This window comes from Aestuariibacter sp. A3R04 (genome assembly GCF_018860805.1).
Lineage (GTDB): Bacteria > Pseudomonadota > Gammaproteobacteria > Enterobacterales > Alteromonadaceae > Alteromonas.
Map to the genome: position 1 here is coordinate 38,773 of NZ_JAHKQR010000011.1, position 15,244 is coordinate 54,016.

General features: G+C 46.9%; 14 protein-coding genes, 1 tRNA gene and 1 pseudogene. 15 read left to right on the forward strand and 1 reads right to left on the reverse strand.

The features are described from left to right. Window positions 1-12: 12 nt before the first annotated feature. Window positions 13-108 (forward strand): annotated as a pseudogene (locus KO518_RS20240) (hypothetical protein); the annotation flags it as partial. A 221-nt stretch (window positions 109-329) separates the two neighbouring features. Here KO518_RS20240 and KO518_RS09505 read toward each other — a convergent pair. Next, window positions 330-406 (reverse strand) — tRNA-Ile (locus KO518_RS09505). A 509-nt stretch (window positions 407-915) separates the two neighbouring features. Between KO518_RS09505 and KO518_RS09510 the strand changes: the two genes are divergently transcribed. From KO518_RS09510 to KO518_RS09575, 14 genes are all read left to right on the forward strand, one after another. Beyond that, window positions 916-4,041 carry an Ig-like domain-containing protein gene (locus tag KO518_RS09510; protein WP_216025622.1) on the forward strand — a complete coding sequence of 1,042 codons (3,126 nt, stop codon included), beginning with the start codon at window positions 916-918 and terminating at the stop codon, window positions 4,039-4,041. 24 nt (window positions 4,042-4,065) lie between these two features. Next, the gene (locus tag KO518_RS09515; protein WP_216025623.1) at window positions 4,066-4,596 is read left to right on the forward strand and encodes a cohesin domain-containing protein; all 531 of its coding nucleotides are present in this window, start codon (window positions 4,066-4,068) and stop codon (window positions 4,594-4,596) included. A gap of 172 nt (window positions 4,597-4,768) precedes the next feature. Beyond that, complete coding sequence (locus tag KO518_RS09520; protein ID WP_216025624.1) at window positions 4,769-6,226, forward strand: cryptochrome/photolyase family protein; 1,458 nt, start codon at window positions 4,769-4,771, stop codon at window positions 6,224-6,226. Between the two features lie 171 nt (window positions 6,227-6,397). Further along, window positions 6,398-7,213: an MbnP family protein gene (locus tag KO518_RS09525; RefSeq protein ID WP_216025625.1), complete on the forward strand. Its 816-nt coding sequence runs from the start codon at window positions 6,398-6,400 to the stop codon at window positions 7,211-7,213. Between the two features lie 119 nt (window positions 7,214-7,332). After that, window positions 7,333-7,662 (forward strand): hypothetical protein, encoded by a 330-nt coding sequence (locus tag KO518_RS09530; RefSeq protein WP_216025626.1) that lies wholly within the window; start codon window positions 7,333-7,335, stop codon window positions 7,660-7,662. A 418-nt stretch (window positions 7,663-8,080) separates the two neighbouring features. Continuing rightward, window positions 8,081-8,437: a DUF3718 domain-containing protein gene (locus KO518_RS09535; protein ID WP_216025627.1), complete on the forward strand. Its 357-nt coding sequence runs from the start codon at window positions 8,081-8,083 to the stop codon at window positions 8,435-8,437. Window positions 8,438-8,490: 53 nt separating this feature from the next. Continuing rightward, on the forward strand, window positions 8,491-9,279 hold the full coding sequence (locus tag KO518_RS20245) for a LytTR family DNA-binding domain-containing protein (RefSeq protein ID WP_216025628.1): 789 nt from the start codon (window positions 8,491-8,493) through the stop codon (window positions 9,277-9,279). A 70-nt stretch (window positions 9,280-9,349) separates the two neighbouring features. Then, on the forward strand, window positions 9,350-9,724 hold the full coding sequence (locus KO518_RS09545) for a CidA/LrgA family protein (protein ID WP_216025629.1): 375 nt from the start codon (window positions 9,350-9,352) through the stop codon (window positions 9,722-9,724). After that, the gene (locus tag KO518_RS09550; RefSeq protein ID WP_252736085.1) at window positions 9,721-10,461 is read left to right on the forward strand and encodes an LrgB family protein; all 741 of its coding nucleotides are present in this window, start codon (window positions 9,721-9,723) and stop codon (window positions 10,459-10,461) included. The genes KO518_RS09545 and KO518_RS09550 overlap by 4 nt, the downstream gene beginning before the upstream one ends. 117 nt (window positions 10,462-10,578) lie before the next feature. Then, window positions 10,579-11,571, forward strand: coding sequence for a response regulator (locus KO518_RS09555; RefSeq protein ID WP_216025630.1), 993 nt, complete (start codon window positions 10,579-10,581; stop codon window positions 11,569-11,571). Next, window positions 11,571-12,059: a PAS domain-containing protein gene (locus tag KO518_RS09560; protein ID WP_216025631.1), complete on the forward strand. Its 489-nt coding sequence runs from the start codon at window positions 11,571-11,573 to the stop codon at window positions 12,057-12,059. Before KO518_RS09555 ends, KO518_RS09560 begins: the two co-directional genes overlap by 1 nt. Window positions 12,060-12,164: 105 nt before the next feature. Beyond that, complete coding sequence (locus KO518_RS09565) at window positions 12,165-13,832, forward strand: DUF1566 domain-containing protein (protein ID WP_252736086.1); 1,668 nt, start codon at window positions 12,165-12,167, stop codon at window positions 13,830-13,832. Window positions 13,833-13,835: 3 nt separating this feature from the next. Further along, the gene (locus KO518_RS09570; RefSeq protein WP_216025632.1) at window positions 13,836-14,342 is read left to right on the forward strand and encodes a DUF1566 domain-containing protein; all 507 of its coding nucleotides are present in this window, start codon (window positions 13,836-13,838) and stop codon (window positions 14,340-14,342) included. A 114-nt stretch (window positions 14,343-14,456) separates the two neighbouring features. Beyond that, the gene (locus KO518_RS09575; protein ID WP_216025633.1) at window positions 14,457-15,242 is read left to right on the forward strand and encodes a DUF2884 family protein; all 786 of its coding nucleotides are present in this window, start codon (window positions 14,457-14,459) and stop codon (window positions 15,240-15,242) included. Window positions 15,243-15,244 lie beyond the last annotated feature (2 nt).

Here is a 15,244-nt window from a genome sequence, read left to right on the forward strand (position 1 = left end):
TTTCATTTTACCGAACAAATTAAACAAGCCGCAAAGATGTTCAGTATCGATGTGCTTGACCATGTTGTTATTGGATATGCGCGTTTTGATAGGGCTGTCAGAGATTAAGCCCTGTCAAAATCAGGGTTTCAACCAAATTCATAGTCACCAAAAAATTACACGAATTTCGTTATTGGAGGCGATCCCCAATCAAACGTGGCGACTTTAAAAAATGACATTTAGGGAAAATAGAGATGGTTAGTTGACCTTGGTCGGGATTGGCGATTTATCTGGTAAAACAGAAAATAGTGAGAAGTTATTCACCATCCAGCCCACGTATTTAGTGGAGATGGTGGCCCCACCCTGACTCGAACAGGGGACCTAACGATTATGAGTCGTGTGCTCTAACCAACTGAGCTATAGGGCCATATATTATGTTTTTAAAGTGTTACTGTGAAGTGCACAGAGTGAACCTGCGAAGTAACGCGCCGCATTATATGCATAGCTCCAGGGTTTGTCATTACCTATTTTATCTTTCACTTTTTAAATGCATACAAAATAACCAGCGTTGGCTGTTAGGTGAAACGTGTCGAATGAATTTTAGCTAGGCAATTTATTCCAGATGTATCGCAGCGCAGAGCGTATGATGCTTTGTCTGTTAGTTTTCCCGCCGTTTTCTCGTTTACCCAAGGCTGTCTTATGACATTCGTCGTTGCGCAAACTTGCGCTCTTTCCTTGCTCGTACAGGCAAAAGTGAAGAGATCATCAGTTTGTTAAATCTAATTAAATGTAAATAATAAATTGTTAACAATGTTATTTTATTGTTGTATGATTTTGTGGTCGCACGTCTTACCCAGTGACAGAGTTGTATGTTGTCGGACTGATGAGTGTTGGCGTTGACACAGGAAATATTTATCACAAGAGGCACTTACGTTAATGAAAGCACTTTCCAACATGCTATTGGGGGCGAGTATAGTACTTAACCCAATTTCTGTCTTAGCTAAGACTGAGGCTGTAGTGAATTTAAATGTGACCCATTCTGTTAATGGTAAAACAACGTTCGACCGCAAAAAATACATTACTATTCACTCTACGCTAAATGAGAGTGATTGGGAGGGAGAGCAAGACAAATTAAAGTACATGATGGAAGATCTGGATGTGTATTTCGGGCGGGACAACGGCAGTCCGGCCTGGAATTTCAATCAGGCCCGTCAGGATGCGGGTAACATCGGTTACGCCGACCCTGCCCATATCAAAGCGCAGGGCAAATACGCCCGAGAAACCGGATATGGTAAAAATAAAGCGCATGTTCATCAGTACGATGGTCGGGGCGACATTATGGTGGGTGGACAACCACGGCCACATTGGTTTGGTGCGGTAAACCCGTGTTGTGGGGATCCGGTATGGCAGGCTGATGGCGCAGAGGCTGTAGGAGATTTTCTCGGCCAATACATCAATGAGTTTTATCGCAGTGAAGGCGAAGCGGTGACCAATGGGCACTTGCGGCCCACTTACTTTGAAGTTTTAAACGAACCTCTTTACCAACTTACCGATGCGCCCCATGAGATGGGTTTAGAGCATCCGATCCCACCAATCGATATCTTTAATTTTCACAAAGATGTCGCAGTGGCGTTCAGACAACATAATCAAGATGTGAAAATAGGTGGTTTCACAGTCGCATTCCCCATTTTTGAAGAGCGAAATTTTGCGCGGTGGAACGAACGCATGAAGCTGTTCATTGATACTGCGGGACCAGAAATGGATTTCTTCTCTACCCATTTTTATGATCTTGAGGACGCCAATCGGTTTAAAGGCAGTCGTATAGAAGCCACACTAGACATGATAGATCACTATTCTCTGCTTAGATTGGGTGAAACTAAAGAGCATGTTATTTCCGAATACGGTGGCCGCAATCGTCCAATTGAGAAGCAACCTTGGACCCCGTATCGCGATTGGTATTTTTTAAAAACAGCCAGCCCAATGATGATGCAGTTTATGGATCGCCCAGATTCTATTGGAAAAGCGATTCCTTTTGTTACCACTAAAGCCTTGTGGGGAACACGAGACGGGATCCCATACAACTGGCGTCTGCTCCGTCAAGCCCACGAAGGTGCTGGCGAAGAGGGTGACCATTGGGTTTTTACGGAAATGGTAAAGTTTTATGAGTTGTGGTCTGAGGTAAAAGGTACGCGGGTAGATTCTTACACTACAAACCCCGACATATTGATCGACAGCTATGTAGACAAGGATAAAGCTTATGTCATTTTCAGTAATTTAACTGATTCGTCTGAAACACTGTTGCTGCATCAGTATGGCGCACAAGGTGCCAACATTCAGGCAGTGAACATTAAACACCTCTATCTAAAAGGCGATAAGCCTATCTTGGATGAGATCAATGCACCTGCAGATACGTCTACTTTTGAATTGGCTCCAGAGGCTACCCTTATTGTTGAGTACACCTACAGCGCTGATATCCCTCAAACAGCGAATTCATTTGAGAAGAAGTACTTTGCCACTGAATACCTCAAAGAAATAGCGGCCGAGACCGCCATTAATTTCGAAATTAGAGATGTTCTGGTTCCACAAATGGGGGAAGTAATATTGCGTCTTGCCGTGGGACGTGATCACGGCACGTCCCTGGCTCCTGAAGTGACATTTAACGGTGAATTACTGCAAGGAACGGCGACCTTCGCCGGTGATGCACAACGGGAACGTCCGCGTTTCTTTGGTCTGTTGGAAATCCCTGTATCTTTGGAGCTGGTAAAACCAGTAAACCAAGTAAGTATCACATTCCCGGATACAGGCGGACATGTGGCCAGCGTAAACATGAAAGTGTTTAGTTTCGATAGTGATATTCGCCCCGATGGCGGCGCAGTAAACGGTATGTATATCACGCCGGATACAGGCGTGGTTGGCGTGGGGGATACTCTGCAAGTTAATGCGTCAGTGACGCCATTTTTTGCCAGTAATCAAGGGTTTAGTTTGGCTTCTAGTGATGACACTATTGCCTCTGTTAGCCAGGAAGGTGTGGTTCGAGGGTTAAAACCCGGCAACGTCACCATCACGGCCACCTCAGACGATGGGGGATTTGTCGCGACGTCGGTGATTACCGTTGAAACGCCTGTTTCTGCGTCTCTTCGTTTTGATGATAGTTCCACATATGTAAATACAACGTACAGTAACAACGGTGTGATGCAGGTAACCACTCACTATGAGGCGGGCACCGGATTTGAGGTAACCAGTGATCTGGGCGGGGTAAACTATTTGCTGCGTCATATGAATAAAAACTGGGGGGTGATCAGCGATATTAAGGTCACAGATAGCAGTGCTGTTGGCAAACAGCGTGGCACGTCGACAGTGAGTATTCCTCTGTCCGGACTTACGCCCTCAGACGAGCTAACCGATGGCGAATTTTACTTCTTGTTTGTGCGTATTCACTCTTCGTCAGGTAGTACGCAAAGCGTGAATGTGTTCCCGATTCATATTGAGCAGGGTGATAACACACCTACGTTTACAATCGATGACGTCAATAAATATCGCACTACGGAATATGAAGTGGGTGGCACAATGGAGGTAACCACACATTTCGACATGGGCACAGGTAATTCAGTGGATAAAAAATTCAATGGCGTGCGATATCTGTTGCGTCACATGCGAAAAGATTGGGCCGTAGTTAAAGACATCATGGTAGAAGATAGTAGTGTTATTGGCACTCAGTCTGGCACGTCTACTGTATCCATTCCGCTAACGGATGCTGTGGCTTCTGCAGCTTTACCAGATGGTGATTTTTACTTCTTGTATATTCTCATTCAATCGTCAGATGGGAGCGAATACAACATTCCCGTTACAGGTATTACCCTCGTCTCGCCCAAGGCAGTTGCTGGAGATTGGGACGGCGATACTGACGTGGATTATGACGATGTCCGCGGTTTGATGATGGCAATCCAAGCGCGTCAGGACGTTGAGATAGTATTTGACCTAAACCGGGATGGCGTAGTGAATATCCTGGATGCCAGAGCCATGATGGCGGTGTGCACACGTGCGCAATGTGCCATCGAATAGAACATATAAAAGAGGAAAGCTAACATGAAATGGTTAATAGCACTTTGCATTTTGTCCGTTGGATTACCGGCATACGCAGGCATTATCAGCGTCGAATTAAGTGATTCGCAGCTTTCGGTGGGTGAATCTGTGGATGTATCCATACAGGGTACGGGGTTTAGCGCATTTGATAGTCTCAACGTGGAACTTGAGTTTGATACTGACATGTTCGACTTTAATGTTGCGTCTGTTGGCGGTGATCTTATGGATGCGTCACCGTTTATCCTCGATGTATCACCTCAACCCTACGGTATTGCGCTATCTTTCCTCGATTTTACGCCCTATACCGGTGGTAATTTTACCGTTGCAACGTTTTCATTAACAGCGCTAGTGACTGGGGAAACGGCGTTTAAACTAGTAAATGCGCTTGCTGGTGATTTCTTCACAGGGCCTTTAGCGGTTGAGATTTCTCCGCCCGCTGTAACGGCCAGAGTGACAGAAGTGCCAGGGCCTGCCACGTTTGGCTTGCTGAGTGTTATTCTCGTGGTGATGTTGGGCATGCGCAAAATCAAATAATGTCAGGTGGTCGTTAACGACTTTTTAGTCTGGGCAAAAAAGGCGCTGGGGTTCACCTTCGCGCCTTTTTATTTATATCACTTCAGCTATGACATGCCTGTTCATGAGGCTCTCGCTAATCCAAATCACAGTACCAACGTATTAGACTCAAAGAGCTAATTGAATCTGCATTATGTCTTCTGCCGTACTTATTTACCCCCATCAGCTATTTAGTGCCCATCCTGCTTTTGGTGAGCCGCTCCCTGTGTACTTGATTGAAGAGTCACTGCTATTGACGTTTAACCCTATTCATAGGGCAAAATTGGTGCTGCATAAGCTCAGCATGGACGCTTACCAGTCACGCCTAGAAAAAGCGGGTATGCATGTAACCCGGCTATCAGTTAAAAATTACCCCACCACTTCGTCTGTATTTGACAAGTTAAAAGGCGATGGTATTCGCAACATTCACGTTGCCGATACTACCGACAATTACCTGGAAAAAGCGTTAGCAGGATCGGGGCTAAACCGTATTTGGTACGACAGCCCCTGTTTTATTTTGAAAAAAGCGACCGCCATTGCCCGATTCAACGACAGCAACAGGTTTATGGCGAATTTTTACAAAGGATTGCGAAGGGAGCTAAATATTCTGATGGATGATCGTCAACCCAGGGGAGGGAAGTGGTCGTTTGATGAAGATAATCGCAGAAAAATTCCGAAGTCAGAAACGCTGCCTGTCGACGTGGCTAAATTTGAAAACAAGGCAGTCGCAGATGCGGTGAAGTGGGCAGAGCAAGTTGATGCCGAAAAGTATGGTGAGGCGTGTTGTTGGCTTCCTTACACCCACAGCGGGGCAACGGCCTATCTGGAGCAATTTCTCGAGCAGCGATTTGAAAAATTCGGCCCTTACGAGGACGCGATGACTACCCGCGGCGTGCGACTGTGGCACAGTGCAATTTCCCCTTTAATGAATATAGGGTTACTTACGCCAAAACAAGTACTGGGCAGAGCACTCGACTTTGCCGAAGAGTACAATATTGCGCTGAATTCACTGGAAGGCTTTGTGCGTCAGATTTTGGGGTGGCGGGAGTTTATACGGGCCAGCTACGAAGTTGACGGCGGCGAGATGCGAAATACAAACCACTGGCTGCATCGACGAACACTACCTAAAAGCTTCTGGCTCGCGGAAACAGGTCTGCCGCCGGTGGATCATGCAATTTCAACAGCACTGACCTGGGGCTACAATCACCACATCGACAGGTTGATGGTGCTGGGCAATGTGATGCTGTTGAGTGAAACTCAGCCTCACGATGTATACAAGTGGTTCATGGGTATGTATTTGGATGCTTACGATTGGGTGATGGTGCCCAATGTGTATGGCATGAGTCAGTTTGCCGATGGCGGCAGCTTCGCAACGAAACCGTATATTAGCGGTGCAAACTATATTCGGAAAATGTCTGATTACCCCAGCGGCAACTGGGAGAAAACCTGGACGGGGTTGTACTGGCACTTTATCAACAAACACAGTGCGCTTTTCAACGGCAATCAGCGTTTGTCTATGATGCCCAGGGTGTTGGAAAAGATGACGCCAGAAACCAGAAACGGGCACTTTAGCGCGGCAAAGGCGTTTTTGGCAGGTGTTGAAGATGGTTAAAGTGCCCGGCATAAACAGCATGCCGCACGCTTTCATCAGTTAGTCTCTTGTGCACTTGACGTAGCTGGCTCCCGTGCAACACTATAGCGAGATGCATGTTATGTTGGTGAAGGGTAGGACCCCTTGGCCAGTGCTAATAGTGTTCTTTTTACTTCACAGGTTTTCGTACTTATGTTTTTTCGATGGATTGGCGTATGTGTGTTGTGTGTACTTTGCTCAGGGTGTGAATATTTCACTGGCAAACCATCTGCACCTGGGGATATACCTGTTACTTTCACCGATTTGTCTCTCGGTGAAAAGTGTGCCTTTGATGTTGTGGTAAATAAGGCGTTGTGGAAGGTAAATTATCTGGCCATGTACCTCAGCGAGCCTGAAATTAAAGTTGAAGGCCGCTGGGTGCCATTGAACTTTATTGAGAATCGATGGCAATCAAAAGATGTTGCTCTTTTGCAATTTCATCACGCATGTGATGACACTCTCAACAATACTCATATTCGTGTAGATGCTAACGATGCGCTGTTAAAACGTGCTACCGCGCTGCGGCTAACCCTGGGATTGGACTTCGACGACAACCACATTCCACAGGCAGAGCAGATACCTCCGTTAAATAAACCTGCTATGTTTCAGTCTACCCGTGAAGGGCATAACTTTTTTCGCTTAGAATTACAAAACTACCGCGAACCCTCAACCATTTGGTCTTTTTTATTGGCCAGTGGTGGGTGTGACGGCGAAACCAGCGACAGCAAACCCACTGTGTGTCATCAGCCCAATCGGGTAACGATAAGTTTGCCCATGGCACAAAACGTTTCTCAATTAAATCTGTTGGCCAGTTTGCAGCAGATCTTGTTCAGGGTTAATTTAAACGATGTCGCTGAGTGTAATATGGCCAAAATTCACCATGAAAGTTGTGAAAAAGTAATGAAAAATCTTACCGGCAGAGAATGGTTACGGTGGGATGCACCGGAAAAGGTATACCTAAAATCCTAACGGTATTAACGTAACTAAATGAAAAAGCACTATTTACACCTTTGGTATAGTGCACAACTATAGATTCTTTGCTATCTTTTCCTAAAATACAGACTAGGCAGCCAGCGCGGAGAAAAAGAATGACCGAAAAACCCTTTCTGGTAAGCGGCCGAAATACGATAATTCACAAAGTCAGAAAATGGGATTTACTGATCATCAATGGCGATGACAACCCCCCGGTACTTGTGACGTACAAGGGCATCAAGCGATACGAAGGTAAGACTCCCGATAATAAGCGGGAAGCTAAAATGATGGATATGGAAATGGTAGATATCACTAGCAGTGACATTTTCGGTGACGAAAAAACTCTGGTGTTTATACAGACCATCAACGGAAAAGAATACAAAATCGACTATAGCAAGGCCGATTCGTCCATGTTTATCAAAGTGCATCTGGATAGCGCCTTTTAGCGATATCGTTTGTAAAGTGGCTTTCTCACCTTCGGCTAGTCACTGTCCCCACCTCTTCGCAGGTACAGAGTTATAACGTCGAATTTCCTTCTCATGTCCTTTTAGCTGCACATTGTGTGGTGTGAATATTGAATAACGACACAAATCGATGGGAGTGGTCTCTGCGGCGTTCACATCGATGTAGTTTGCTCGGGTTCTTATTGTTTCTCTGTTGCCGAGTTGTTACAGAATGTTAAACGCTGGCGATAACTGACCGTCACGGCGGGCAAGCTGTCAGCAGATTTGAGCCGTTTATCGCAAAATCTCAAAAGACGGTAACTCAACGAGAATATACAAACCTTTTAATCACTTTTCTCTACTTTATGAGTGTCCCTGGTGACGTTTTCGTTGTCAGGTTTCTCACAAAAGGAGATTTGTCATGACTACTTCACATGCAATTAATACTGATATTCGTTTTGGCCGCCATTTACCTGTCTTGATGGCAGGATCATTGATGGCTGTATTATTCTCAGTCTCTGTATCTGCTGAGTCTTACCCCACTCATAAAACAGATGAGCTGGTAAAAATATGCGAAGCCATCCGAGATGATAATACGACTAAACTGCGCTTCGCCATCCGTGACAGTAAAATTCGTGTCAAAGCCCTGCAAGAAGGGCTGCGTTGCAATGGTGACGATATGCTCACCTTTGCTGATCGCCACGATGCTACACAATCCGGCGATTTACTGGCACGCCGCTTACGTCTGTCAGAACGCACGATGACTGCTCGTAGATAAATACAATGCGCGTGATGCCGGTAAAGTCCACATCTTGTGAAACGGTGTATAGTGTGCCGCCGGAAGCTGTTTCTGTATTACTTAGGGTGGGGTCACCTGCCCTTCGGAACAGTTTGGCAGCGGCTTTATCAGCGTCGCCTCTTGTACAGCGCGTTTGTATTGTAAACGATAACGACCAATGCCTTGCAATACAGTCTACAAATGACGGGGTTATTACCATCTGCTGTTTTGAGCATTTCCAGCGCACTGCTTGGCAGCCGAATTCTGTATTGGTGGTAGGAAAAACCAACGCGGAAGCGTTGCATGCCTTTTCTGCGCGGGCGGCAGGCTTTATTCATTATCCTGTCTCCCTGGATAAACTGAATGCTTGTCTTGCCCGCCGTTTAAGGGAAATTCACAAAAGTCAGCAACGTCGAATATACGAGAGAGTCTGTCGTGATTTGTCTCTCCAGTCGGGGATTTCAAGGGCAGCATTAATGGCGCGCTTAAATCGCATTAACAAGCGGTTCGGCGGCAACGGTAAGCTGGCATTGCGATCGGCCTGTGAGTGGCTTTATCTCGATCAAAAGGACGTACGATGGATTGACGCGGCTGGCGACTATCTGGTTGTACACTGCTACGACGATAATCACGTGGTAAGATGCACGCTATGTGATATGCAACGCAAACTTGGCCCGCAGTTTATTCGTATTAGCCGTTCTACTATTGTCAATTGCGACGCGATACAGCGAGCAGAGAAGCCCGCACAGCGGGTGGTGTATTTAATTTTGCAGGACGGCGTGAGACTGAAAGTAAGTCGTCGCTATTTAATGGATCCGAAGCAATTGGACAGATGGTTGTAAGACCAATGTCGGTTTGACGTAAATCAGCACTCAGATACACTGTGGTTTTGTCTTTTATTGCGTGCGTTTTATGCCGTCTATTGCACAACGGTGCCTGGGTTTTAGCCTTATTTTTTTGTTCTATTTAGCCGGTGAAATTGCCGTCAGAGTATTCATGTTGCCTCTGCCCGGTACACTGGTAGGTTTACTGCTATTGCTGGCGTTTCAGTTTATTCAGAAACGCCCCTCTCCCGCGCTCCACGCCGGTGGAGCCCCTTTGTTAAAATACATGTCGGTGTTATTTATACCTGCGGTACTTGGCGTGGCTGTGTATTGGCAACATATTGATGAAAACCTCTTGGCCATAACCATTGCCATTGTAGGAACCACTATCGTGAGTCTGGGCGCGGTAGGCTGGTTGGCGCAGCGCGTGCTGAAACCGTTACCGAAGGGAGATGGCGAATGACACTGAGCGAAGCGTTCGCTGACTGGTGGATGAGTTCTGCAAAATTATTGACCGGCGTCGCAACATTAGATGGCGTCGTGTGGACAGGAATTACCTTAGTGGCATTTTCGCTGTCAATTGCAAGTCAAAAGGTGAGTAGAGGCAACCCGCTGGCAAACCCCGTATTAGTTACAACACTACTGGTGGGCTTGTGTCTGCTGATGTCGAATCACAAAGTAGAAGAATATCAACAGCAAGTGGGTCTGATTCACTGGCTTCTTGGACCGGCTACCGTTGCGCTGGCTTTGCCAATGTATACTCAATGGCGAAAAATTCGGGAATTGGGCTGGCGTTTGGTGTTGACGGTGGTATTGGCGGGGATTATTGCTCCGATTTCCGCGTGGGGAGTGTTATTTATGTTCGATACGCCCACCGCACTTCAAATGACAATGTTGACTAAATCCATTACCACGCCGCTGGCCATGGATACCAGCGCTAAAATTCAGGGAGTTCCAGCATTGGCTGCGGTTTTTGTCATCGCTACTGGAATCGTTGGTGCAATAGTGGCCCCCTGTCTGTATGCCTTGCTTAACGTTACCTTACCCCAGGCTCAGGGGGTGGCCTTGGGCACGGTGTGTCACGCCGTGGGCACTGCCAAGGCGTTGCAAATGGGTGAGCGGGTTGGTGCCCTGGCCACGCTGGGCTTGTGTATGAATGGAGTTCTGACTGCGCTTTTACTTCCACTGCTGTTCGCCTGATTGTGAAGATAAATTCAAAAACGCGATTTAATCCACCTTTTTACACCAATGACGAATGGAAAAATGATTTATTCATGCTACAAATGTAGTAGGGATTTTAGTTAAGGTTTTCTTTATATGGTTTCAGTGTTGGTGTGCGATGATTCGCTAGTTGCAAGGAAACAAGTGGCCAAATGTCTACCTCCTGATTGGGACGTAGCTATTCACTTTGCCAAAAACGGTGAGGAAGCCATTACCGCGCTGAAGCAAGGAAAGGGGCAGTTGCTTTTGCTCGACTTAAATATGCCGGTTATGGATGGTTACCAAACCCTCCAGGCTATTCTCGACAATAATCTGCATACCAAGGTGGTGGTGATTTCCGGTGATATCCAACCCGAAGCCCATGACCGGGTGACCCGTCTTGGTGCGCTGGAATTCATTCGCAAACCGGTGGACCCGACGACACTTGAAAAGGTTTTGTTAAAACACAGATTGATGTCAGGTCCCGAAGAAGCGGAAGATGCAGCTGAATTAGAACCGGACATCCGCGATTGCTATCAGGAAATTACTAACATTGCCATGGGTCGGGCAGGTGACCACCTGGCAAGAACAATGGGTGTATTTGTTCATCTTCCCATTCCCAACGTCAACCTTATCGAAGCATCTGAGATGCATATGATGCTATCCGATATCGAAAGCCAGGAACAGGTTACCGCGATTTGCCAGGGCTTTATCGGGTCCGGGATCCGCGGAGAGGTTATGTGTATCCTTAGCGATTCGAGCTTCGAAGATGTCGCTAAAATTCTCAATGTGAAGGAAGATGTTGACGACCAGCTGCAACTGGAACTGCTCATGGATGCGGCAAGTATTTTGATTGGCACTTGCTTAACTGGTTTGGCGCAACAAATGGACGTGACTTTTGCGCAGGGTCAACCGTTGGTACTGGGGCAGCACCGGGCCATTACCGATATAATTCAAACCAGCAAAATGAAGTGGAAGCGCACGCTGGCTATCGAGCTCAGTTATGGTCTTGAGGGGTATAACGTGCGCTGTGATCTCATTATTTTGTTCACCGAGGATTCCATGCAGACAATGAATGCAAAACTGGCCCATTTGCTGGAGGATATTTGATGAACGACAGTGAACTGGAGCAGATGCAATCATTCCACTGGATGATGGACATGTTGCAATGCGTGGATGTGGGCATTGTAGTACTCGACAGAACGTTCAAGATTAAAATGTGGAATGGCTTCATGGAATGCCACAGTGGTCTATTGCCAAGCCATGTTCGCGATAAAACACTTTTCAGTGTATTTCCTCACATTAGTGAACCGTGGTTTGCGCAAAAAGCTAAACCGGTTTTCGAGTTGCAAACTCGCGCATTTATGACCTGGGAACAGCGACCACATTTGTTCAAGTTTCACAACTATCGGCCGATTACTGGAAATGAGCCCTATATGTACCAGAACATCACCTTGGCTCCACTCACATCGGCAACAGGCAAAACGGACCATATTAGCCTGATGGTTTACGACATGACAGACATTGCTTCAGGCAAAAAACAGTTGGAAGCCATGCAGGTGAGCAGTGAAGAAAACCAGTCACAACTGGACAGGTGAATGAGGGACACATAAGCGGCATAAGTCTTATTATCCTTGAGGTGACTGATTGTGATGCGCCATTTTTTTATATTTAGGTTAGCAAAAAACCTATTGATATCTTGTTTGTTAGCCCTTTTTCTCACGGGGTGTGGTGGCGGAAGTGATGACGGTAATAGCGACAACACTAATGCTATCTTTGTCAATGCTGGTGCTGATATTCAAACGGTTGAAAACACCGAAGTGTCCATTTCCGGTCAGGCAAGCGGCCAGGCTGAAACTGTGGTATGGCAGTGGTCTTCATCACCGCAGGCAACCATTACTCATACTGATACTGCGCTGGCGGATGCCATATTTGCGGCACCTTCGGTAACCACTGACACAACTTTTGTACTAACTCTTACCGCTACCAACTCGTCTGGTAGCAGCGATACAGACACCGTCAATGTGGTGGTGAAACCTATTAATGTGGCTCCAGATGCTGTTATTACCTTTGAGCAGGAGAGTGGCCAGCCAGACAACACTTTTTCGGCAGGCAGTACCCTGGTTTTATCAGGCAGCAGCAGTACTGATGCAGACGCTGCAGATAGCGACAATCCTATTCGCAGCTGGGAGTGGCAGCAAACTTCTGGCGATAGTGTACTAAATAACGTAGTGACAAATGCCGCCAGTCTGTCAGTGGTAATGCCAGTGGAGGCCGATGGTCAGTCCATTACCCTGACTCTGACTGTTACCGACGGAGAAGGTGCTACTGATACAGAGTTGGTAACCCTCTTTGTGTTATCGGAAAGCGAAACTGAGCCCAAAGCAAATGCCGGGGTTAATCAGGCCGTGTTCAGCGGTGAGCGCATTGTATTGAACGGCCTGGCAGAAACTACCGTCAATGCCGGCTTACCGCTCAATACAAGGTGGGACGGCACGGCGTTGACATCCGGCACCATTATCAATGCATCAGACCTGTCAACTTACGCGATTGCGCCGGCAGTGACTGAGGAAACAACAATTACATACACACTGGATGTGACTGATAGTTTTGGTCATTTGGTATCTGATGACATTGAGGTGAAGGTGCGTCCGTTTCCCATCCCCTTGATGAATGATACTGGCGTAACCGTACAGGCCAGTAACAATGCCTATGCTAATACTCAGCAAAATGACTTTCCAGGTCAGGATGGCCAGCGTGGGAGTGATACGGTGAACGCTGCAGGTTTATTTGAAAAAGCGGGTCGAGGCAAAGCCGGTTTTGATTTTACCAAACTGAACAGTAACGGTGATGAAGAGGACGATACTTCACAAGCGTGGTCATGCGTTAGAGATAACATTACCGGATTGGTGTGGGAAAAGAAAACCGATGATGGTGGTTTACTGGATGGTGAGAATACTTATTCGTGGTACTTCACCGATGAAAATGGAGGCTTCGCGGGCACGTTGAACGGCGCTGATGCCGTTTGTACCCTAACCAATTGTAATACGGAAGCCTACGTGTCAGCTGTGAATAGCGCGGGGTTGTGTGGTTTTTACGACTGGCGTGTTCCAACGCACGAAGAACTAATGTCGTTGCTACACTTCGGTCTGGCTAGCGGTGTGATGCTTGATGAAGAGTATTTTCCCCATGCCGGTTCAGTAAATAATTTGGATAAACGTTTGTGGTATTGGACGCGGATCCCCAGTGCAGACGGTGTGTCGGGCGATGCAGCACAAAATGCCTGGGCGATGGATTTTGCTTCTGGCCTGGATAATTTTCTCAATAAGTCCAGCGCCGCGCGTATCCGACTGGTTAGAGCGGGGAGATAACTCATGAAGAGGTATATGGCTTTATTCACAATGTTAGTGTCGTTTTCTGCGTTGGCACAAACCTGTATATCCGAGGGAATTGAAACGGCGGCGGACAGTGAATTTGTTGATCAGGGCGATGGTTCAGTATTGCACGTCGCAACCGATCTCGTGTGGCAGCGTTGTGCGCTGGGACAAACATGGGACGGTACAAGCTGCAGTGGTACGGCTGTAAAATACAATTGGCAAGAGGCGTTGCTAAAAGCACAGGAAGAAGACAGCACTGTGTTGTTAGGCTGGCGCTTGCCTAACATCAAGGAACTGGCAAGTATCACAGAAAGGCAATGTGTAAGGCCGGCCATTAACGACACGATTTTTCCCAATACGCCACCGGATGACTTTTGGACCTCTACGCCGTCATTAGAAGATCCGCTTCGGGCATGGGTGGTGGCGTTTTTTAATGCCAGCCATTCAATAAAAGAAAAAGACCGGTTTGTCTATGTCAGGCTAGTCCGCACCCAAGGGGATTAGCAGGCGATTCCTCTTTAGACAGGTCTGCCAAGCCGTGATTATTCAACCTGAATTTTAGCATGTTGAACCCATCACGGCTTTTTATTTCCGGGCTGCGCGTACACAATCACAATTATGAATACGAAAATAACGCCCTCCTTCATTCGCGCCTGCCTGGTGGCACTGTTACTCGTGCCTGCATCGGTATTAGCAGGTTCATCCTGTGATATCGATTTTGCATATGGCATTGCAGTGAACGACAACCAATTGCGCATTATGGATAAGAGTCGCACTGTGGTGCAGATCAATCAACGAGATCAGTTGTTCATTAAAGGGCGCTGGCAAGAGCTTACCGTACAGCAACGCCGCTGGCTGCGAGATTACGCGAAGGGACTGCATTACGTGGTTCCCAAGATGATAATTCTTGCCACTGAAGGTGTAGAGTTAGCTACCGACACCGTGGATAGTGTCTATCAGGGGTTAGTGGGTGCCGATCACGAGAGCTATGAAAAGTTACAAACCGCCATGCAACGGGTGCGCAACAGAGTTAAAGACAAGTTCCGACACGCCAGCAACCACTACTTTATTGGTCCGGGTTCGCTGGAAAGTGTTGACGATTTTGTCGACAGTGAAATAGAAGCAGAACTCGAGGAGGCGATTTCCATGTCTGTAGGTGGCATCTTATCGGCCATTGCCGGTATGGATGAAAATAAAGTGGAAATCAGTGATGAACGCCTGGAAGAGATTACCAGGCAACTGGAAGCCGTAGGTGAACACCTCGACTTCGACAATGGTCCCGCATCATTGAACAGCAAAGCACAATGGTTTTGCAACAAGTTACATAAACTCGACATGCTGGAAGAAAAGTTGCGCAAAGACGTACCGACATTCCAACCTTACGATGTTATCATTTCGTACTAGTT